The following is a 21467-nucleotide window of genomic DNA, read 5'->3' as shown; positions in this document are numbered from 1 at the left end:
TGTCACCTTTTCGGTATTAGTGGCAACCACAACCGCCGTTGCCTTTACCGCCACAGCAGCCTTCGCCACCGTGTTCATGACCGTGATCGTGGCCATGACCGCCGCAGCAACCGTCGTGGTCGTGATCGTGGTGGTGATCGTGCGCGCCGTGAACGTGGCCATGAGCCAGTTCTTCTTCGGTCGCTTCGCGAATCGCCACAACTTCAACGTTGAATTTCAGGTTCTGACCGGCCAGCATGTGGTTACCATCAACCACGACGTGATCGTCTTCAACCGCAGTGATTTCAACCGGTACCGGACCCTGGTCAGTTTCAGCCAGGAAACGCATACCTACCTGCAGTTCATCAACGCCCATAAATACGTCTTTAGGAACACGTTGCACCAGGTTTTCGTCGTACTGACCGTAAGCGTCGTTCGCGCCAACAGCGACATCAAATTTGTCGCCAACTTCATGACCTTCCAGCGCCGTTTCCAGGCCAGAGATCAGGGAACCGTGACCATGCAGGTAGTCCAGCGGCGCACTCACCGGAGACTCATCAACCAACACACCGTCTTCTGTACGTACCTGATAGGCCAGGCTGACCACCAGGTCTTTTGCTACTTTCATGATATCTCCTGAGCATGGGAAGAATAGTGGCGCAGATTGTAGCGGAATTCTGCAGCCGTGTACTCACTAGCTTAAAAAAACTCGGCGCATATCGCTAGTCCGGATGAAAAATCCCGATCACTTGCTCATCTTTGCGAACGTGATCGCGGGCTTCTTTGTCTGCTTCTCGCATCTGGTGTCCGCACTTAACGCATTCAACAATATCAATATTATTTTCGCGCCACATCGCCATTGAATCCTGCGCCTGACAGGCCGGGCATTTTGCGCCCGCAATAAAACGTTTTCGGATTGCCATCTTTACCCTCTACCCAGCCGTCCAGCTGGCGTCGTTCTTGTTGCATTTCACGCTGGAAAATCTCTTCCAGTTCGCGTCGGGCTTCCCTGGCGCGAGAAATTTGTACAGTATCGGCATGCATTGGGATGAGCTCTCGCAGCATCCGCATATCCAGGCGGCGAAAATGCAGTTGCGCCCGCTGTGCCTGATGCGGATGCATGCCAAGCGTGACCAGCGTCTTGCGCCCCAGCTCTAACGCACTGGAGAATGTTTCACGGGAAAACTGCGTCACCCCTGCCTGTAATAACTCATGCGCTTCCACACGTCCGCGCGCTCGCGCAAGAATATGCAAATGCGGAAAGTGCTGCTGGCATATTTCCACCAGCTTCATGGTGTCTTCCGGCTCGTTACAGGTAATGACGATAGACTCAGCGGCCTCTGCACCCGCAGAACGTAAAAGATCTACCTGCGTGGCGTCGCCGTAATAAACTTTGTAGCCATATTTGCGCATCAGGTTAACGGCGCTGATATCCCGCTCCAGCACGGTAATGCGCATTTTATTTGCCATCAGCAAACGACCAATCACCTGCCCAAAACGCCCGAAACCGACCACAATCACCTGCGGTTTATCATCGTTGACCCATGGTTTTTCGTCTTCTTCCTCCGGTCCGTTAAACTGGCGGGATAGCCATTTATCTACCAGCTTCATCAGCAGCGGCGTGGTCATCATGGAAAGCGTCACCGTCACCAGCAACAGCGCCATCTGGTCGCCCTGGAATAAACGTTGTGAAGAAGCGGTAGAAAAGAGGACAAAGGCAAACTCACCGCCCTGACTCAACACGCCAGCAAACTGCATCCGCTCTGAGCTACGCACGCCATACAATCGCGCCAGCAGATACAGCACGAGAATTTTCACCGCCACCAGCACAACCACGCTTATCACTACCCACAACAGATGGGTATAAAGCACCCCGAGGTTGAGTGACATCCCGACAGAGATAAAGAACAAACCGAGCAGCAAGCCTTTGAAGGGATCGATAGCCGTTTCCAGTTCATGGCGATATTCACTTTCCGCCAGCAGCACGCCCGCAATAAACGTACCGAGCGCCATCGACAGCCCCAGCGCATCCATAAACAATGCGGAACCCAATACCAGCAGCAGCGTCGCGGCGGTGAACACTTCCCGCACGCCAGAAGCTGCAATAAAACGGAATACCGGACGCAATAAATAGCGCCCGCCAATCAGCATGCCGACAAACGCCAGCACCTTCATGCCGATCTTCATCCAGTCGAAATGTTCGTCTGCCGAACCCGCCAACAACGGCACTAACGCCAGTGCCGGGATCACCGCCAGATCCTGAAACAGCAGTACCGAAAACCCGAGCTGCCCGGATTCGCTGCGATTCATCCCTTTCTCACGCATCAATTGCAACGCCATTGCGGTCGAAGACATCGCAAGGCCAATGCCACCGACCACCGCCGCCTGCCAGGCGAAATCCGTCAGCATCAATAATCCCGCCAGCAACGCCGCGCTTAACAGCACCTGTGCCGCGCCTACGCCAAAAATCGAACGCCGCAGTTGCCAAAGTTTGGAGGGATTCAACTCAAGACCGATGATAAACATCAGGAATACCACGCCGAGTTCCGAAAAGTGGAGGATCTCATCGACGTCGCTAATAAACCCCAGCCCCCATGGACCAATTGCAATTCCTGCCAGCAAATATCCCAACACAGCGCCAATACCCAGCCGCGATGCCAGCGGCACCGCAGCCACCGCCGCGAAGAGAAACAGCACTCCTGCGAGTAAAAAATCGGAACCTTCCATCAGCGGCCTCCTGGAGACAGCGGATTTGCCAGCCAGTCACCGTAGGCTCTGGCGTGACTCGCCAGCTCCTGTGCGCTTTGCCGTCTCGCCCAGTAAATAATGATGGGACTTAACCAATGCATCCGGCACATGCCCGCCGCCAGTTCAAAGGGACGCAGAACATCGCTCATCGGGTAGCGATTCAATGCGTCATAACGGTAAGCACTTTCCGGCTCGCCGGTGGTAATCACGCTACGCCAGTACTTTCCCGCCAGTTGGTTTCCTCCCGGCCCGCTGGCAAAACCACGACTTAATACCCGGTCCAGCCACTCTTTCAGTAGCGCCGGGCAGCTATAGGTATAAAGAGGATGCTGAAAGACAATCACCTCGTGCTCGCGCAGTAATGCCTGCTCACGGGGGATATCAATAAAAAAATCGGGATAGTGCGCATAAAGGTCGTGCACGGTAACATTGCTGAGCTGCGTGGCCGGTTTAAGCAGTACCCGGTTTGCCACCGAGTCCTGAGATTCCGGATGGGCATACAGCAGCAAAACTTTCGCTGGCTGAGACATCATCCCCCTCCCGGTATGGTTTTTGTGTATAGTCGCTGTTTTGGGCTACCATTGCGCCCGGTGCGGCAGCTCGCCCATACATTACATTATCATAATGATAAGTTAACATAGTCTGAACATACGGCGCCTTATGATTGTTTTCTCCTCGTTACAAATTCGTCGCGGCGTGCGCGTCCTGCTGGATAATGCCACCGCCACCATCAACCCTGGGCAGAAAGTCGGCCTGGTGGGTAAAAACGGCTGTGGTAAATCTACCCTGCTGGCATTGCTGAAAAATGAAATCAGCGCCGACGGCGGCAGCTACACCTTTCCGGGAAGCTGGCAACTGGCGTGGGTGAATCAGGAAACGCCGGCGTTACCGCAAGCGGCGCTGGAATATGTCATTGACGGCGACCGTGAATATCGTCAACTAGAAGCGCAGCTACACGACGCCAACGAACGTAACGACGGGCACGCCATTGCGACCATTCATGGCAAGCTGGATGCTATTGACGCATGGAGTATTCGCTCCCGTGCCGCCAGCCTGCTGCACGGCCTCGGTTTCAGCAATGAACAACTGGAGCGCCCGGTAAGTGATTTCTCCGGTGGCTGGCGTATGCGTCTTAACCTTGCCCAGGCGCTGATTTGCCGTTCAGACTTGCTGCTGCTCGACGAACCGACTAACCACCTCGATCTCGATGCCGTTATCTGGCTGGAAAAATGGTTGAAGAGCTATCAGGGCACGCTGATCCTGATCTCTCACGACCGCGACTTCCTCGATCCGATCGTTGATAAAATTATTCATATCGAACAACAAAGCATGTTCGAGTACACCGGCAACTACAGTTCGTTTGAAGTACAGCGCGCCACCCGTCTGGCGCAGCAACAAGCGATGTATGAAAGCCAGCAGGAACGCGTAGCGCATCTGCAAAGTTATATCGACCGTTTCCGTGCCAAAGCCACCAAAGCGAAGCAGGCCCAGAGCCGCATTAAGATGCTCGAGCGTATGGAGCTGATTGCCCCCGCGCACGTCGACAACCCGTTCCGCTTTAGCTTCCGCGCGCCGGAAAGCCTGCCAAATCCGTTACTGAAGATGGAAAAAGTCAGCGCGGGCTATGGCGATCGCATTATTCTCGACTCGATTAAACTGAACCTGGTGCCCGGCTCGCGCATTGGTCTGTTAGGCCGCAACGGCGCGGGTAAATCGACATTAATCAAACTGTTAGCCGGTGAACTTGCGCCAGTCAGCGGTGAAATTGGTCTGGCGAAAGGGATCAAGCTCGGCTACTTCGCCCAGCATCAACTTGAATACCTGCGCGCCGACGAATCACCTATTCAACATCTGGCACGTTTAGCGCCGCAGGAGCTGGAACAAAAACTGCGTGACTACCTCGGCGGCTTTGGTTTCCAGGGCGATAAAGTAACCGAAGAAACGCGCCGCTTCTCAGGTGGGGAAAAAGCCCGCCTGGTGCTGGCATTAATTGTCTGGCAGCGTCCGAATCTGCTGCTGCTCGACGAACCGACTAACCACCTTGACCTCGACATGCGTCAGGCACTCACCGAAGCATTAATCGAGTTTGAAGGCGCGCTGGTTGTCGTTTCGCACGACCGTCATTTGCTGCGTTCCACCACTGACGATCTCTACCTGGTTCACGATCGTAAAGTCGAACCGTTCGACGGCGATCTGGAAGATTATCAACAGTGGTTGAGCGACGTACAAAAGCAGGAAAACCAGACCGACGAAGCGCCAAAAGAGAACGCGAACAGCGCCCAGGCACGTAAAGATCAGAAGCGTCGGGAAGCGGAGCTGCGTGCGCAAACCCAGCCGCTGCGTAAAGAGATTGCCCGTCTGGAAAAAGAGATGGAGAAGCTGAACGCGCAACTGGCGCAGGCGGAAGAGAAACTCGGCGACAGCGAACTGTATGACCAGAGCCGTAAAGCGGAGTTGACCGCCTGCCTGCAACAGCAAGCCAGCGCCAAATCCGGCCTGGAAGAGTGCGAAATGGCGTGGCTGGAAGCCCAGGAGCAGCTTGAGCAGATGCTGCTGGAAGGCCAAAGCAACTGATGGCGCAGATAACGACGACCGATGCCAATGAATTTAGCAGCAGTGCTGAATTCACCCCTATGCGCGGCTTTAGCAATTGTCATCTACAAACTATGCTGCCGCGTTTGTTTCGTCGTCAGGTGAAATTCACCCCGTACTGGCAGCGGCTGGAGTTGCCCGACGGCGATTTTGTCGATCTCGCGTGGAGTGAAGACCCCGCACAGGCGAAACATAAACCGCGTTTAGTGGTGTTTCACGGGCTGGAAGGCAGTCTCAATAGCCCTTACGCCCACGGTCTGGTTGAGGCGGCGCAAAAGCGCGGCTGGCTGGGCGTGGTGATGCATTTTCGCGGATGCAGCGGTGAACCAAACCGTATGCACCGCATTTACCATTCGGGCGAAACCGAAGACGCCAGTTGGTTTTTACGCTGGCTGCAACGCGAATTTGGTCATGCGCCAACGGCTGCCGTCGGCTATTCGCTCGGCGGTAATATGCTGGCCTGTTTGCTGGCAAAGGAAGGCAATGATCTCCCGGTTGATGCGGCGGTGATTGTCTCTGCGCCGTTTATGCTGGAAGCCTGTAGCTATCATATGGAAAAGGGCTTTTCCCGCGTTTATCAGCGTTACTTGCTGAACCTGTTAAAAGCCAATGCCGCGCGCAAGCTGGCAGCCTACCCCGGAACGCTGCCGATTAATCTCGCGCAGTTAAAATCGGTACGTCGCATCCGTGAATTTGACGATCTCATCACCGCCAGAATTCACGGCTACGCCGACGCTATCGACTATTATCGTCAGTGTAGCGCCATGCCGATGCTGAACCGGATCGCCAAACCGACGCTGATTATTCACGCCAAAGACGATCCGTTTATGGATCATCAGGTGATCCCGAAACCGGAAAGTCTCCCCCCGCAGGTGGAGTATCAACTGACTGAACATGGCGGTCATGTTGGCTTTATTGGCGGTACATTACTTCATCCGCAAATGTGGCTGGAGTCACGCATTCCTGACTGGTTAACAACGTATCTGGAGGCGAAATCATGTTGATTCCGTGGCAAGACCTCTCCCCCGAAACGCTGGAAAATTTAATTGAAAGCTTTGTGTTACGTGAAGGCACCGATTATGGTGAACATGAGCGTACACTTGAACAGAAAGTCGCCGACGTCAAACGCCAGCTACAGTGCGGAGAAGCGGTGCTGGTATGGTCGGAGCTGCACGAAACGGTCAATATTATGCCGCGCAGTCAGTTTCGCGAATAACTTGCAACCGTCGGCGGACGAGATAATAATGATAGCTAAGTCATGGAGTTACTATGTCTGCCAAACATCCGGTCATTGCGGTAACAGGATCCAGCGGCGCGGGGACCACCACCACCAGCCTCGCGTTTCGTAAAATATTCGCGCAGTTAAATCTGCATGCAGCTGAGGTGGAAGGCGACAGTTTTCACCGTTACACCCGCCCGGAAATGGACATGGCGATCCGCAAAGCGCGCGACGCCGGGCGGCATATCAGCTACTTCGGCCCCGAGGCTAACGACTTCGGCCTGCTGGAACAAACCTTCATTGAATACGGTCAGAGCGGCAAAGGGAAATCTCGCAAATATCTGCATACCTACGACGAAGCCGTACCGTGGAATCAGGTACCGGGGACATTCACCCCCTGGCAACCTTTACCGGAACCCACTGATGTACTGTTTTATGAAGGTTTACACGGCGGCGTAGTCACGCCACAGCATAACGTTGCGCAGCATGTGGACTTACTGGTCGGCGTGGTGCCTATCGTTAACCTTGAGTGGATTCAAAAACTGATCCGCGACACCAGCGAGCGCGGGCACTCACGAGAAGCAGTGATGGACTCAGTAGTGCGTTCAATGGAAGACTATATCAACTACATCACACCGCAGTTTTCCCGCACCCATCTTAACTTCCAGCGCGTTCCCACCGTCGACACTTCAAACCCGTTCGCGGCAAAAGGTATCCCGTCGCTCGATGAAAGCTTTGTGGTGATCCATTTTCGTAATCTGGAAGGGATCGATTTCCCCTGGCTGCTGGCGATGTTGCAAGGCTCATTCATTTCCCACATCAATACGTTAGTGGTACCGGGCGGCAAAATGGGTCTGGCAATGGAATTAATTATGCTGCCGCTGGTGCAACGATTGATGGAAGGAAAGAAAATCGAGTAACTCTGCTATTACGCCGGATAAAATACTATCCGGCTTCACAACGGGATAGTTAAATCACGCGGCAACCACTTCATACGAGTGAGTAATATTCACCGCTTTTTCCAGCATCAACGCCACTGAACAATATTTCTCAGCAGAGAGATCAACCGCACGCGCAACCGCTGCGTCTTTCAGGTCGCGACCGGTGACGATAAAATGCAGATTAATGTGCGTAAACAGGCGTGGTGCCTCTTCGCGGCGTTCAGAGGTCAATTTTACTTCACAATCGACCACATCCTGACGCCCTTTTTGCAGGATAGAAACCACATCGATGGCACTGCAACCCCCCGCCGCCATCAACACCATTTCCATCGGACTTGGTGCTTTATCGCCTGAGTTGCCGTCCATTAAAATCTGATGACCAGAGGCGGATTCGCCCAGAAAAGTTAACCCTTCGACCCACTTCACTCGCGCTTGCATTTTTGCTACTCCACTGCGTCAATTTTCCTGACAGAGTACGCGTACTAACCAAATCGCGCAACGGAAGGCGACCTGGGTCATGCTGAAGCGAGACACCAGGAGACACAAAGCGAAAGCTATGCTAAAACAGTCAGGATGCTACAGTAATACATTGATGTACTGCATGTATGCAAAGGACGTCACATTACCGTGCAGTACAGTTGATAGCCCCTTCCCAGGTAGCGGGAAGCATATTTCGGCAATCCAGAGACAGCGGCGTTATCTGGCTCTGGAGAAAGCTTATAACAGAGGATAACCGCGCATGGTGCTTGGCAAACCGCAAACAGACCCGACTCTCGAATGGTTCTTGTCTCATTGCCACATTCATAAGTACCCATCCAAGAGCACGCTTATTCACCAGGGTGAAAAAGCGGAAACGCTGTACTACATCGTTAAAGGCTCTGTGGCAGTGCTGATCAAAGACGAAGAGGGTAAAGAAATGATCCTCTCCTATCTGAATCAGGGTGATTTTATTGGCGAACTGGGCCTGTTTGAAGAGGGCCAGGAACGTAGCGCATGGGTACGTGCGAAAACCGCCTGTGAAGTGGCTGAAATTTCGTACAAAAAATTTCGCCAATTGATTCAGGTAAACCCGGACATTCTGATGCGTCTGTCTGCACAGATGGCGCGTCGTCTGCAAGTCACTTCAGAGAAAGTGGGCAACCTGGCGTTCCTCGACGTGACGGGCCGCATTGCACAGACTCTGCTGAACCTGGCAAAACAACCAGATGCTATGACTCACCCGGACGGTATGCAAATCAAAATTACCCGTCAGGAAATCGGTCAGATTGTCGGCTGTTCTCGTGAAACCGTGGGACGCATTCTGAAGATGCTGGAAGATCAGAACCTGATCTCCGCACACGGTAAAACCATCGTCGTTTACGGCACTCGTTAATCCCGTCGGAGTGGCGCGTTACCTGGTAGCGCGCCATTTTGTTTCCCCCGATGTGGCGCAGACTGATTTATCACCCCGATATCAACTATGCACTTCGACAAACGCTGGTGCTATGTTTGCCCGTGGCCGTTGGGTTAATGCTTGGCGAATTACGATTCGGTCTGCTCTTCTCTCTCGTTCCTGCCTGTTGCAATATTGCGGGCCTTGATACGCCTCATAAACGTTTTTTCAAACGCTTAATCATTGGTGCGTCGCTGTTTGCCACCTGTAGCTTACTGACACAGCTGCTACTGGCAAAAGATGTTCCCCTGCCCTTTTTGCTGACCGGATTAACGCTGGTACTTGGCGTCACTGCTGAGTTGGGGCCATTGCACGCAAAATTGCTTCCCGCATCGCTGCTGGCAGCCATTTTTACCCTCAGTCTGGCGGGATACATGCCGGTCTGGGAACCGTTGCTCATCTATGCGTTGGGCACTCTCTGGTACGGATTGTTTAACTGGTTTTGGTTCTGGATCTGGCGCGAACAACCGCTGCGCGAGTCACTAAGTCTGCTGTACCGTGAACTGGCAGATTATTGTGAAGCCAAATACAGCCTGCTTACCCAGCACACCGACCCTGAAAAAGCGCTGCCGCCGCTGCTGGTGCGCCAGCAAAAAGCGGTCGATCTAATTACCCAGTGCTATCAGCAAATGCATATGCTTTCCGCGCAAAATAATACTGACTACAAGCGGATGCTGCGTATTTTCCAGGAGGCGCTGGATTTACAGGAACATATTTCGGTCAGTTTGCATCAGCCGGAAGAGGTGCAAAAGCTGGTCGAGCGTAGCCATGCGGAAGAAGTTATCCGCTGGAATGCGCAAACCGTCGCCGCTCGCCTGCGCGTGCTGGCTGATGACATTCTTTACCATCGCCTGCCAACGCGTTTTACGATGGAAAAGCAAATTGGCGCACTGGAAAAAATCGCCCGCCAGCATCCGGATAATCCGGTTGGGCAATTCTGCTACTGGCATTTCAGCCGCATCGCCCGCGTGCTGCGCACCCAAAAACCGCTCTATGCCCGTGACTTACTGGCCGATAAACAGCGGCGAATGCCATTACTTCCGGCGCTGAAAAGTTATCTGTCACTAAAGTCTCCGGCGCTACGCAATGCCGGACGACTCAGTGTGATGTTAAGCGTTGCCAGCCTGATGGGCACCGCGCTGCATCTGCCGAAGTCGTACTGGATCCTGATGACGGTATTGCTGGTGACACAAAATGGCTATGGCGCAACCCGTCTGAGGATTGTGAATCGCTCCGTGGGAACCGTGGTCGGGTTAATCATTGCGGGCGTGGCGCTGCACTTTAAAATTCCCGAAGGTTACACCCTGACGTTGATGCTGATTACCACCCTCGCCAGCTACCTGATATTGCGCAAAAACTACGGCTGGGCGACGGTCGGTTTTACTATTACCGCAGTGTATACCCTGCAACTATTGTGGTTGAACGGCGAGCAATACATCCTTCCGCGTCTTATCGATACCATTATTGGTTGTTTAATTGCTTTCGGCGGTACTGTCTGGCTGTGGCCGCAGTGGCAGAGCGGGTTATTGCGTAAAAACGCCCATGACGCTTTAGAAGCCTATCAGGAAGCGATTCGCTTGATTCTTAGCGAGGATCCGCAACCTACGCCACTGGCCTGGCAGCGAATGCGGGTAAATCAGGCACATAACACTCTGTATAACTCATTGAATCAGGCGATGCAGGAACCGGCGTTTAACAGCCATTATCTGGCAGATATGAAACTGTGGGTAACGCACAGCCAGTTTATTGTTGAGCATATTAATGCCATGACCACGCTGGCACGGGAACACCGGGCATTGCCACCTGAACTGGCACAAGAGTATTTACAGTCTTGTGAAATCGCCATTCAGCGTTGTCAGCAGCGACTGGAATATGACGAACCGGGGAGTTCTGGCGATGCCAATATCATGGATTCGCCGGAGATGCAGCCGCACGAAGGCGCGGCAGGTACGCTGGAGCAGCATTTACAGCGGGTTATTGGTCATCTGAACACCATGCACACCATTTCGTCGATGGCATGGCGTCAGCGACCGCATCACGGGATTTGGCTGAGTCGCAAGTTGCGGGATTCGAAGGCGTAATGCAGGCTAAACCATCGGATAAGGCATTCACGCCGCATCCGACATCTTTTGCCTGATGCTTCGTATTTACGCCCCAACCACCTTCGCCACCGCGTGGGCGAAACGTTGCATCCCTTCATCGATATCCGCATCTTCCACCACCAGCGACGGTGCAAAACGCATCACATCCGGTCCGGCATTCAGCACCATTACGCCAGCCCCTGCGCCCGCATACAGGAAATCACGCGCCCGACCTTTGAACTGTGGCTTAAGCTCCGCGCCAATCAACAGCCCCATACCGCGAATATCGCTAAACACATCGTACTGCTGATCGATCTTCTGCAAATGGTCAACAAAACGCTGGCGTTTCGCCTGAATGCCTTCCAGCACTTCAGGGGTATTGATGATATCAAACGCCGCGCCCGCTACTGCACAGGCCAGAGGATTACCGCCGTAGGTGGAACCGTGAGAACCAGGATGAAACGCAGAAGCAATTTCCGCCGTGGTCAGCATGGCGCTAATCGGGAAGCCGCCGCCTAACGCTTTCGCAGAGGTCAGAATATCCGGCGTCACGCCGTAGTGCATGTAAGCAAACAAATCGCCGGTCCGCCCCATCCCGCACTGCACTTCATCAAACACCAATAATGCCTGATGTTGATCGCACAGCTCGCGCAAGCCCTGCAAAAACTCTGGCGTCGCAGCCGTCACGCCGCCCTCGCCCTGGATCGGCTCAACCACCACCGCACAGGTGTGATCATCCATCACTGCTTTCACTGCGTGGAGATCGTTAAAGGGAACGTGGATGATGTCTGCCGGTTTCGGCCCAAAGCCGTCGGAATATTTTGGCTGCCCACCCACCGAAACGGTAAACAGCGAGCGACCATGAAAAGCGTTATGGAAGGCAATAATTTTGGTTTTGAACGGGCTATGACGCACACAGGCGTAATGACGTGCCAGTTTAAAGGCGGTTTCGTTAGCTTCCGTGCCGGAGTTCATAAACACCACGCGTTCGGCAAACGTTGCCTCAATCAGTTTACGCCCAAGACGCAGCGCCGGTTCATTGGTGAAAACGTTACTGATATGCCACAGAGTTTCGCCCTGGGTTTTTAACGCGTTCACCAGCGCAGGATGGCAATGGCCCAACGCCGTAACTGCAATGCCACCCGCGAAATCGACATACTCCTTGCCTTGCTGATCCCAGATTCGGCTGCCCTGACCTTTTACCGGAATAAACTCTGCCGGAGCATAAATCGGCAGGATCACTTCATCGAAAGTCGCGCGTGTAATTGCTGTTTGTTCAATTGCCATCTCATAATCACCCTGTTACGCATAAATAAATGTGAAATTATAATCACAAAATATGCATAAAAAATCACTAAATGGCAATCAGAAATCAGCGATGCAGGAAATTAGCCAGCAGTTGATGTCCTTGTTCGCTAAGAATACTTTCTGGATGGAACTGCACACCTTCCAGATCCCACTGGCGATGGCGAATCCCCATAATCTCGCGGGTTTCGCTCCAGGCCGTCACGTCAAAGCACGCTGGTAATGAGTCAGGTTCCACCACCAGCGAATGGTAGCGTGTCACGGTAAGTGGATTTGCCAGCCCCCGAAATACGCCCTCACCGTTATGTGTAATCGGCGAGGTTTTGCCGTGCATGACCTTTGCGGCGCGCACAACTTTACCGCCAAATGCCTGCGCCATTGCCTGATGACCGAGGCAGACGCCAAGAATCGGCAAGCGCCCGGCATAGTGGCGAATAACGTCAAGGGAGATCCCGGCTTCATCTGGCGTACAGGGGCCAGGTGAGATGACAATTTTTTGTGGTTTAAGGGCGTCGATATCCGCCAGCGTCAACGCATCGTTGCGCTTAACCAGCACATCCGCCCCCAGTTCACAAAAGTACTGGTAGAGGTTCCAGGTAAAAGAATCGTAGTTATCTATAAGCAGGATCATGGCGGCTCCGGTACGAAAGAACCACGCTATTTTACTCAGATTCCCCGGCTTCGCTTACCACTTTGCTAAATATCATCTGCAGCGCGGTGAGATCCCCCATTGCCCCACTCTGATTTGCCTGATTCCAGGCTTCTTTTTCGATACCCTGCCAGCTCAGTTGATATCCGGCATGAATCGCCAGTTGCTCGAAGAAGATCCGCTGTGCCAGTCCGCTTCCCACACGGAAGGGATGCAGCACGTTGATTTCACAATAGTAATGCGCCAGCCGCTCGACGAACTTCGCTTTCTCCAGGCCAACCAGATAACCTTCTTCCTCCAGATCCTGCATCAGGGCATTGCCCTCTTTTTCGATATAAGCAAAGTGGCAGAACGGCGTATCGCCCTGATAAATATCAACTTCACGCAGTTGCCCCGCCCAGTCGAAAATATCCTGATACAGCTGGCGATGGATAGTGCGCAAATGCGGTAAACCGCGCACCAGCGGACCAAGCTCAATGGTCGCAGCACGCAGCGCCGTCATTTCGTAAGCGGCCTGTTCCAGCCGCTGCTGCTGGTGGATGTTCAGCCGGTTACGCATGATATCAAGGCCAGGATAAAGATACGGATCGCGCCCTTCGCCGAATTTATCGCTCATAGTGCCTCCTCAGCTCTTCAAGGCGCGCTAAAGCCTCTGCGGCAGTAAGAGTGACTAAAGGCATCTCGACGCCTTCAAGACGGCGACTGGCCTGGAAATTACGATTACGCTGAAGCTCCCAGAGACGGGACTTTTGCTTATCGGTGAGTTTCTTCACTTGATGCCTCCCTGAACGTGTCCATTTGCCACAAGTATAAGCGGCAAATCCGGGTTACGCCGGGAGAGCAGAAGCGCGGGCAAGATTGCCCGCGCGAAAAATCATTACGGCAGGACTTTAGCGGAAAGGATAACTACCGGTTTTGACGGCACATTCTGGTACGGACCAACGTCATGAGTCGGCACCTGGGAAATCTTATCGGCAACGTCCATGCCTTTCACCACTTTACCAAATACCGCGTAACCGAAATCACGCTGACCATGGTCAAGGAAGGCGTTATCGGCAACGTTGATAAAGAACTGGCTGGTGGCGCTGTCTTTGTCAGCGGTACGCGCCATCGCGATGGTGCCACGCGTGTTGCGCAGGCCGTTATCGGCTTCATTTTTGATTGGCGGGTTTGGTTTTTTCTGCTGCATCTGCTCGGTGAAACCGCCGCCCTGAATCATAAAGCCAGGAATGACGCGGTGAAAGGTAGTGTTGTTATAAAAACCGCTGTTCACATAATCGACAAAGTTTTGCACAGACACTGGCGCTTTTTGTTTATCCAGCTCCAGTTCGATGTTACCAGCTGAGGTTGTCAACAATACGTGCGGGTCCCCTTTCGCTGCCATTGCTGCGGGAGAAAGAGCAGAAAGAGCGAAAACAGCAGCCATCGCCGCCAGGGTCGATTTGAACATGAGATTTCCTTAACAAACAGAGCAGAAAAAAAGCAAGTGAAGAGATTCTAAATAGCCTTCAAGAACAAGGCCATCCCTTTACCTAATTTTACGTATCTGAAATATATGTAACCTGACGATCACTTTTTATTCCGTGATCAAAATCACCTCTTAAAATGCAATTTAGCAACCGATTGCAATAAAACATTTAAACAGATCACAAAATCACCTAAAATCGCCCGCTCGCGGCATATCCCGCTATGCCATTTTATTTTTGAACGCAGGCCAATCATGACTAACAGCAATCGCATCAAGCTCACATGGATTAGCTTTCTCTCCTACGCACTGACTGGTGCGTTGGTTATTGTCACCGGGATGGTGATGGGAAATATCGCCGATTATTTCAATCTGCCTGTTTCCAGTATGAGTAACACCTTCACCTTCCTCAACGCCGGCATTTTAATCTCTATCTTCCTCAACGCCTGGCTGATGGAAATCGTCCCGTTGAAAACGCAGTTACGTTTTGGCTTTCTCCTGATGGTGCTGGCGGTTGCCGGTTTGATGTTCAGCCACAGCCTGGCGCTGTTCTCGGCGGCGATGTTCATTCTCGGGGTGGTCAGCGGCATCACCATGTCGATTGGTACATTCCTGGTAACACAAATGTATGAAGGGCGTCAGCGCGGTTCCCGCCTGTTATTTACCGACTCCTTCTTCAGTATGGCTGGGATGATTTTCCCAATGATCGCCGCGTTTCTACTGGCGCGCAGCATTGAGTGGTACTGGGTTTATGCCTGCATCGGGCTGGTGTATGTCGCTATTTTTATTCTGACCTTCGGCTGTGAGTTCCCGGCGCTGGGCAAACATGCGCCAAAAACGGATGCTCCGGTAGAGAAAGAAAAGTGGGGGATCGGCGTACTGTTTCTCTCTGTTGCGGCGCTGTGCTACATCCTCGGTCAGTTAGGTTTTATCTCCTGGGTGCCTGAGTATGCCAAAGGCCTGGGCATGAGCCTGAACGACGCGGGCACGCTGGTGAGTAACTTCTGGATGTCATACATGGTCGGCATGTGGGCGTTCAGCTTTATTCTTCGCTTCTTTGATTTGCAACGCATTCTGACCGTACTGGCTGGTCTGGCTGCGATTCTGATGTACGTCTTTAACACCGGAACACCAGCACATATGGCGTGGTCAATTCTCGCTCTGGGCTTCTTCTCCAGCGCGATCTATACCACCATCATCACCCTGGGTTCACAGCAGACCAAAGTACCGTCGCCAAAACTGGTTAACTTTGTCCTGACCTGCGGAACCATCGGTACTATGTTGACCTTTGTGGTTACCGGCCCGATTGTTGAACATAGCGGTCCGCAGGCGGCACTGCTTACAGCAAACGGTCTGTACGCTGTCGTCTTTGTGATGTGCTTCCTGTTAGGTTTCGTCAGCCGTCACCGTCAGCATAACACCCTGACCTCTCATTAATTGCTAATGCCGGACGGCACTATCGTCGTCCGGCCTTTTCCTCTCTTCCCCCGCTACGTGCATCTATTTCTATAAACCCGTTCATTTTGTCTATTTTTTGCACAAACATGAAATATCAGACAATTCCGTGACTTAAGAAAATTTATACAAATCAGCAATATACCCCTTAAGGAGTATATAAAGGTGAATTTGATTTACATCAATAAGCGGGGTTGCTGAATCGTTAAGGTAGGCGGTAATAGAAAAGAAATCGAGGCAAAAATGAGCAAAGTCAGACTCGCAATTATCGGTAACGGTATGGTCGGCCATCGCTTTATCGAAGATCTTCTTGATAAATCTGATGCGGCCAACTTTGATATTACCGTTTTCTGTGAAGAACCGCGCATCGCTTATGACCGCGTACACCTCTCGTCTTACTTCTCTCACCACACCGCCGAAGAGCTGTCGCTGGTGCGCGAAGGCTTCTACGAGAAACACGGCATCAAAGTTCTGGTCGGCGAACGCGCTATCACCATCAACCGTCAGGAGAAGGTGATTCACTCCAGCGCCGGACGTACCGTTTTTTATGACAAGCTGATCATGGCAACCGGTTCCTACCCGTGGATCCCGCCAATCAAAGGTTCTGATACTCAGGACTGCTTTGTCTATCGCACCATTGAAGACCTCAACGCCATTGAATCCTGCGCCCGTCGCAGCAAGCGCGGTGCCGTTGTTGGTGGCGGCCTGTTAGGTCTGGAAGCCGCTGGCGCGCTGAAAAACTTAGGTATTGAAACCCACGTTATCGAATTTGCCCCTATGCTGATGGCGGAACAGCTTGATCAGATGGGTGGCGAGCAGCTGCGTCGCAAAATCGAAAGTATGGGCGTGCGCGTTCACACCAGCAAAAACACCCTTGAGATTGTGCAGGAAGGTGTCGAAGCGCGTAAAACCATGCGTTTTGCCGACGGCAGCGAACTGGAAGTCGACTTTATCGTCTTCTCTACCGGTATCCGTCCGCGCGATAAGCTGGCAACCCAGTGTGGTCTGGACGTTGCTCCGCGTGGGGGTATTGTCATTAATGATTCCTGCCAGACTTCCGATCCGGATATCTACGCCATCGGTGAATGCGCAAGCTGGAACAACCGTGTATTTGGTCTGGTAGCACCAGGCTACAAAATGGCGCAGGTCGCCGTTGACCATATTCTCGGTAGCGAAAACGCCTTTGAAGGTGCTGACCTTAGCGCCAAGCTGAAACTGCTGGGCGTAGACGTAGGCGGTATTGGTGATGCGCACGGTCGCACGCCTGGCGCACGTAGCTACGTTTACCTCGACGAAAGTAAAGAGATCTACAAACGCCTGATTGTCAGCGAAGACAACAAAACCCTGCTCGGTGCGGTACTGGTGGGCGATACCAGCGACTACGGTAACCTGCTGCAACTGGTGCTGAACGCTATCGAACTGCCGGAAAACCCGGATTCCCTGATCCTGCCAGCACACTCTGGTAGCGGCAAGCCGTCTATCGGTGTTGATAAACTGCCGGACAGCGCGCAAATCTGCTCCTGCTTCGACGTCACCAAAGGTGATCTGATTGCTGCCATCAACAAAGGCTGCCACACCGTTGCGGCGCTGAAAGCTGAAACCAAAGCGGGTACTGGCTGCGGTGGCTGTATCCCGCTGGTCACTCAGGTACTGAACGCGGAACTGGCGAAACAGGGCATCGAAGTTAACAACAACCTGTGCGAACACTTTGCTTATTCGCGTCAGGAACTGTTCCATTTGATCCGCGTTGAAGGCATTAAAACCTTCGAAGAACTGCTGGCGAAACACGGCAAAGGCTACGGTTGTGAAGTTTGTAAACCAACCGTCGGTTCGCTGCTGGCCTCCTGCTGGAACGAATACATTCTGAAGCCGGAACATACTCCGCTGCAGGATTCTAACGACAACTTCCTCGCTAACATCCAGAAAGACGGAACCTACTCGGTGATCCCGCGCTCTCCGGGCGGTGAAATCACCCCGGAAGGACTGATGGCAGTGGGTCGTATCGCGCGTGAATTTAATCTCTACACCAAAATCACCGGCTCTCAGCGCCTGGCGATGTTTGGCGCACAGAAAGACGATCTGCCGGAGATCTGGCGTCAGCTGATTGAAGCTGGCTTCGAAACCGGTCATGCCTATGCGAAAGCACTACGTATGGCGAAAACCTGCGTGGGTAGCACCTGGTGCCGCTACGGCGTTGGCGACAGCGTCGGCCTCGGCGTGGAACTGGAAAACCGCTACAAAGGCATCCGTACGCCGCACAAAATGAAGTTCGGTGTCTCCGGCTGTACCCGTGAATGTTCAGAAGCTCAGGGTAAAGACGTGGGTATTATCGCCACTGAAAAAGGCTGGAACCTGTATGTTTGCGGTAACGGCGGCATGAAACCGCGTCATGCGGATCTGCTGGCAGCGGATATCGATCGCGAAACGCTGATCAAATATCTCGACCGCTTCATGATGTTCTACATCCGTACCGCCGACAAACTGACGCGTACCGCGCCGTGGTTAGAAAACCTCGAAGGCGGCATCGATTATCTGAAAGCGGTGATCATTGACGACAAACTGGGGCTGAACGCACATCTGGAAGAAGAGATGGCGCGCCTGCGTGAAGCGGTAGTGTGTGAGTGGACTGAAACGGTCAATACACCGTCCGCGCAGACTCGCTTCAAACACTTCATCAACAGCGACAAGCGTGACCCGAACGTACAGATGGTGCCAGAGCGCGAACAGCACCGTCCGGCAACGCCGTATGAACGTATCCCGGTAACTCTGGTGGAGGACAACGCATGAGCCAGTGGAAAGACATCTGCAAAATCGATGACATCCTGCCTGAAACCGGCGTCTGCGCGCTGTTAGGTGACGAGCAGGTAGCAATTTTCCGCCCGTATCACAGCGATCAGGTGTTTGCGATCAGCAACATCGACCCGTTCTTCGAGTCCAGCGTGCTGTCACGCGGGCTGATTGCGGAACACCAGGGCGAGCTGTGGGTCGCCAGCCCGCTGAAAAAACAGCGTTTTCGCTTAAGTGATGGCTTGTGCATGGAAGACGAACAGTTTTCCGTCAAACATTACGAAGCACGAGTGAAAGACGGCGTGGTGCAGCTGCGCGGTTAATGTTTTAACGGGAGGCGCAATGCCTCCCCTTTTTGCATGGTCCTGTAATGACCTTCGGTATATTGCAGGACATTTTTTAAACTTTTTGTTTTATTTTTTTTGTTTTTATTTTTTAAAGGATAATCAAATGTTTACAGACACTATTAATAAGTGTGCGGCTAACGCTGCGCGCATTGCACGCCTGTCGGCAAATAACCCGCTCGGCTTTTGGGTCAGCTCCGCCATGGCGGGCGCGTATGTGGGTCTTGGGATCATCTTGATTTTCACGCTCGGTAATTTGCTCGACCCGTCCGTACGTCCGCTGGTGATGGGCGCGACCTTTGGTATCGCCTTAACGCTGGTGATTATCGCCGGTTCTGAACTGTTCACCGGACACACCATGTTCCTCACCTTTGGGGTAAAAGCGGGCAGCATCAGCCACGGGCAAATGTGGGCAATCCTGCCGCAAACCTGGCTGGGTAACCTGGTCGGTTCCGTCTTCGTTGCCATGCTCTATAGCTGGGGCGGCGGTAGCCTGCTGCCGGTAGATACCAGCATCGTTCACTCCGTCGCGCTGGCTAAAACCACTGCACCGGCAATGGTACTGTTCTTCAAAGGTGCATTGTGTAACTGGCTGGTTTGCCTGGCAATCTGGATGGCGCTGCGCACTGAAGGGGCGGCGAAATTTATCGCTATCTGGTGGTGTCTGCTGGCATTTATCGCGTCTGGCTACGAGCACTCTATCGCTAACATGACGCTGTTCGCGCTCTCCTGGTTCGGCAACCACAGCGAAGCCTACACGCTGGCGGGTATTGGTCATAACCTGCTGTGGGTGACGCTGGGTAATACTTTATCAGGTGCCGTATTCATGGGATTGGGTTATTGGTATGCTACGCCGAAAGCGAATCGTCCGGTTGCGGACAAATTTAATCAAACTGAAACGGCTGCCGGTTAATTACTAAGGGGTTTTTACGTGGATCATTTGCCTATATTTTGCCAATTACGCGATCGCGACTGTCTGATTGTCGGCGGTGGTGATGTCGCGGAACGCAAAGCAAGGTTGCTGTTAGACGCAGGCGCTCGCTTAACGGTGAATGCATTAGCGTTTATTCCACAGTTCACCGCATGGGCAGATGCAGGCATGTTAACCCTCGTCGAAGGGCCATTTGATGAAAGCCTTCTCGACACCTGCTGGCTGGCGATTGCAGCGACGGATGATGACGCGCTTAACCAGCGCGTCAGCGAAGCCGCTGAAGCTCGTCGCATCTTCTGTAACGTGGTCGATGCGCCGAAAGCCGCCAGCTTTATTATGCCGTCGATTATTGACCGCTCACCGCTCATGGTCGCGGTCTCCTCTGGCGGCACCTCTCCGGTTCTGGCGCGCCTGTTGCGCGAAAAACTCGAATCACTGCTGCCGTTGCATCTGGGCCAGGTGGCGAAATATGCCGGGCAATTACGCGGGCGAGTGAAACAACAGTTCGCCACGATGAGTGAGCGTCGCCGTTTCTGGGAGAAATTGTTCGTTAACGACCGCCTGGCGCAGTCGCTGGCAAACAACGATCAGAAAGCCATTACTGAAACGACCGAACAGTTAATCAACGAACCGCTCGACCATCGCGGTGAAGTGGTGCTGGTTGGTGCAGGTCCGGGCGATGCCGGGCTGCTGACGCTGAAAGGACTGCAACAAATTCAGCAGGCAGATGTGGTGGTCTACGACCGTCTGGTTTCTGACGATATTATGAATCTGGTACGCCGCGATGCTGATCGCGTTTTCGTCGGCAAACGCGCGGGATACCACTGTGTACCGCAGGAAGAGATTAACCAGATCCTGCTGCGGGAAGCGCAAAAAGGCAAACGCGTGGTGCGGCTGAAAGGTGGCGATCCGTTTATTTTTGGCCGTGGTGGCGAAGAGCTGGAAACACTGTGCAACGCGGGTATTCCGTTCTCGGTGGTTCCGGGTATTACCGCAGCTTCTGGTTGCTCTGCCTATTCGGGTATTCCGCTCACGCATCGCGATTATGCCCAGAGCGTGCGCTTAATTACCGGACACTTAAAAACCGGTGGCGAGCTGGACTGGGAAAACCTGGCGGCAGAAAAACAGACGCTGGTGTTCTATATGGGGCTGAATCAGGCTGCGACTATTCAGCAAAAGCTGATTGAACACGGTATGCCTGGCGAAATGCCGGTGGCAATTGTCGAAAACGGAACAGCAGTCACGCAGCGCGTGATTGACGGTACGCTCACGCAACTCGGTGAACTTGCTCAGCAAATGAACAGTCCATCGCTAATTATTATTGGTCGGGTTGTTGGCCTGCGCGATAAACTGAACTGGTTCTCCAACCATTAATTTAACCCGGGCCAGAGAATTCTGGCCTTCTTAATGACTCTTTTTATATATTCAGCAAATAAAACATAGCCCCTTAATAAATATTATCTGCTAATGGGTTATATTCACCGTTACAGCGACTTACAAAATTAAGTCATTCGCTCACTGACGCCAATTAAATATTCC

General features: G+C 52.9%; 21 protein-coding genes. 11 read left to right on the top strand and 10 right to left on the bottom strand.

The window, feature by feature from the left end; genetic code table 11:
- Nucleotides 1-16 precede the first annotated feature (16 nt).
- From slyD to kefG, 4 genes are all read right to left on the bottom strand, one after another.
- The gene (gene slyD / locus E0D98_RS08680) at nt 17-607 is read right to left on the bottom strand and encodes a peptidylprolyl isomerase (RefSeq protein ID WP_000861334.1); all 591 of its coding nucleotides are present in this window, start codon (nt 605-607) and stop codon (nt 17-19) included.
- 94 nt (nt 608-701) lie between these two features.
- Nucleotides 702-902, bottom strand: coding sequence for a YheV family putative zinc ribbon protein (locus E0D98_RS08675; RefSeq protein ID WP_001007730.1), 201 nt, complete (start codon nt 900-902; stop codon nt 702-704).
- Nucleotides 817-2706: a glutathione-regulated potassium-efflux system protein KefB gene (gene kefB / locus E0D98_RS08670; RefSeq protein ID WP_240723732.1), complete on the bottom strand. Its 1890-nt coding sequence runs from the start codon at nt 2704-2706 to the stop codon at nt 817-819. The genes E0D98_RS08675 and kefB overlap by 86 nt, the downstream gene beginning before the upstream one ends.
- Complete coding sequence (gene kefG, locus E0D98_RS08665) at nt 2706-3257, bottom strand: glutathione-regulated potassium-efflux system ancillary protein KefG (protein WP_001297514.1); 552 nt, start codon at nt 3255-3257, stop codon at nt 2706-2708. The genes kefB and kefG overlap by 1 nt, the downstream gene beginning before the upstream one ends.
- A gap of 130 nt (nt 3258-3387) precedes the next feature.
- Here kefG and E0D98_RS08660 point away from each other — a divergent pair, with 130 nt between their 5' ends.
- Genes E0D98_RS08660 through E0D98_RS08645 form a run of 4 tightly spaced genes read left to right on the top strand, consistent with a single transcriptional unit; the run spans nt 3388 to nt 7458 of the window.
- The gene (locus tag E0D98_RS08660) at nt 3388-5301 is read left to right on the top strand and encodes an ABC transporter ATP-binding protein (protein WP_000634798.1); all 1914 of its coding nucleotides are present in this window, start codon (nt 3388-3390) and stop codon (nt 5299-5301) included.
- Nucleotides 5301-6323, top strand: a complete 1023-nt coding sequence (locus tag E0D98_RS08655) for a hydrolase (protein ID WP_000057405.1) — start codon at nt 5301-5303, stop codon at nt 6321-6323. Before E0D98_RS08660 ends, E0D98_RS08655 begins: the two co-directional genes overlap by 1 nt.
- Nucleotides 6317-6535 (top strand): YheU family protein, encoded by a 219-nt coding sequence (locus E0D98_RS08650; RefSeq protein WP_000907085.1) that lies wholly within the window; start codon nt 6317-6319, stop codon nt 6533-6535. The genes E0D98_RS08655 and E0D98_RS08650 overlap by 7 nt, the downstream gene beginning before the upstream one ends.
- A gap of 53 nt (nt 6536-6588) precedes the next feature.
- Nucleotides 6589-7458, top strand: a complete 870-nt coding sequence (locus E0D98_RS08645; RefSeq protein WP_001274680.1) for a phosphoribulokinase — start codon at nt 6589-6591, stop codon at nt 7456-7458.
- A gap of 54 nt (nt 7459-7512) precedes the next feature.
- Here E0D98_RS08645 and E0D98_RS08640 read toward each other — a convergent pair whose 3' ends face one another.
- Nucleotides 7513-7917 carry an OsmC family protein gene (locus E0D98_RS08640; RefSeq protein WP_001148908.1) on the bottom strand — a complete coding sequence of 135 codons (405 nt, stop codon included), beginning with the start codon at nt 7915-7917 and terminating at the stop codon, nt 7513-7515.
- 301 nt (nt 7918-8218) lie between these two features.
- On the opposite strand from E0D98_RS08640, the gene crp reads away from it, so the two are divergent.
- Nucleotides 8219-8851: a cAMP-activated global transcriptional regulator CRP gene (gene crp, locus E0D98_RS08635; RefSeq protein WP_000242755.1), complete on the top strand. Its 633-nt coding sequence runs from the start codon at nt 8219-8221 to the stop codon at nt 8849-8851.
- A 50-nt stretch (nt 8852-8901) separates the two neighbouring features.
- Nucleotides 8902-10992, top strand: a complete 2091-nt coding sequence (locus E0D98_RS08630; protein ID WP_001345983.1) for a YccS/YhfK family putative transporter — start codon at nt 8902-8904, stop codon at nt 10990-10992.
- 66 nt (nt 10993-11058) lie between these two features.
- Here the strand turns inward: E0D98_RS08630 and argD are convergent, their stop codons facing one another.
- The 5 genes from argD to ppiA all read right to left on the bottom strand — a co-directional run bounded on the left by argD (nt 11059) and on the right by ppiA (nt 14396).
- Nucleotides 11059-12279: a bifunctional acetylornithine/succinyldiaminopimelate transaminase gene (gene argD / locus E0D98_RS08625; protein WP_000963785.1), complete on the bottom strand. Its 1221-nt coding sequence runs from the start codon at nt 12277-12279 to the stop codon at nt 11059-11061.
- Nucleotides 12280-12364: 85 nt separating this feature from the next.
- The gene (gene pabA, locus E0D98_RS08620; RefSeq protein ID WP_000601847.1) at nt 12365-12928 is read right to left on the bottom strand and encodes an aminodeoxychorismate synthase component 2; all 564 of its coding nucleotides are present in this window, start codon (nt 12926-12928) and stop codon (nt 12365-12367) included.
- Between the two features lie 31 nt (nt 12929-12959).
- A complete protein-coding gene (locus E0D98_RS08615) occupies nt 12960-13562 on the bottom strand; it encodes a putative adenosine monophosphate-protein transferase Fic (protein ID WP_001280624.1) in 603 nt (200 codons plus the stop codon).
- Entirely contained in the window at nt 13552-13719 is a 168-nt protein-coding gene (locus E0D98_RS08610; protein ID WP_000736860.1) for a YhfG family protein, read from the bottom strand. Before E0D98_RS08610 ends, E0D98_RS08615 begins: the two co-directional genes overlap by 11 nt.
- Nucleotides 13720-13823: 104 nt before the next feature.
- Nucleotides 13824-14396 carry a peptidylprolyl isomerase A gene (gene ppiA, locus E0D98_RS08605; RefSeq protein WP_000477225.1) on the bottom strand — a complete coding sequence of 191 codons (573 nt, stop codon included), beginning with the start codon at nt 14394-14396 and terminating at the stop codon, nt 13824-13826.
- Between the two features lie 270 nt (nt 14397-14666).
- On the opposite strand from ppiA, the gene tsgA reads away from it, so the two are divergent.
- The 5 genes from tsgA (at nt 14667) to cysG (ending at nt 21302) form a co-directional block, all read left to right on the top strand.
- Nucleotides 14667-15848: an MFS transporter TsgA gene (gene tsgA / locus E0D98_RS08600; RefSeq protein ID WP_000185247.1), complete on the top strand. Its 1182-nt coding sequence runs from the start codon at nt 14667-14669 to the stop codon at nt 15846-15848.
- A gap of 261 nt (nt 15849-16109) precedes the next feature.
- Nucleotides 16110-18653, top strand: a complete 2544-nt coding sequence (gene nirB, locus E0D98_RS08595; protein WP_000049213.1) for an NADPH-nitrite reductase large subunit — start codon at nt 16110-16112, stop codon at nt 18651-18653.
- Nucleotides 18650-18976 (top strand): nitrite reductase small subunit NirD, encoded by a 327-nt coding sequence (nirD, locus tag E0D98_RS08590; RefSeq protein ID WP_000084764.1) that lies wholly within the window; start codon nt 18650-18652, stop codon nt 18974-18976. The genes nirB and nirD overlap by 4 nt, the downstream gene beginning before the upstream one ends.
- A gap of 127 nt (nt 18977-19103) precedes the next feature.
- Nucleotides 19104-19910: a nitrite transporter NirC gene (gene nirC / locus E0D98_RS08585; RefSeq protein WP_000493556.1), complete on the top strand. Its 807-nt coding sequence runs from the start codon at nt 19104-19106 to the stop codon at nt 19908-19910.
- Nucleotides 19911-19928: 18 nt separating this feature from the next.
- Entirely contained in the window at nt 19929-21302 is a 1374-nt protein-coding gene (gene cysG / locus E0D98_RS08580; protein ID WP_000349863.1) for a siroheme synthase CysG, read from the top strand.
- Nucleotides 21303-21467 lie beyond the last annotated feature (165 nt).

Source organism: Escherichia sp. KCJ4928 (genome assembly GCF_004352695.1).
Lineage (GTDB): Bacteria > Pseudomonadota > Gammaproteobacteria > Enterobacterales > Enterobacteriaceae > ECMA0423.
Note: the sequence above shows the minus strand (reverse complement) of the source record. Positions and strands in the feature narration are given on the sequence as shown.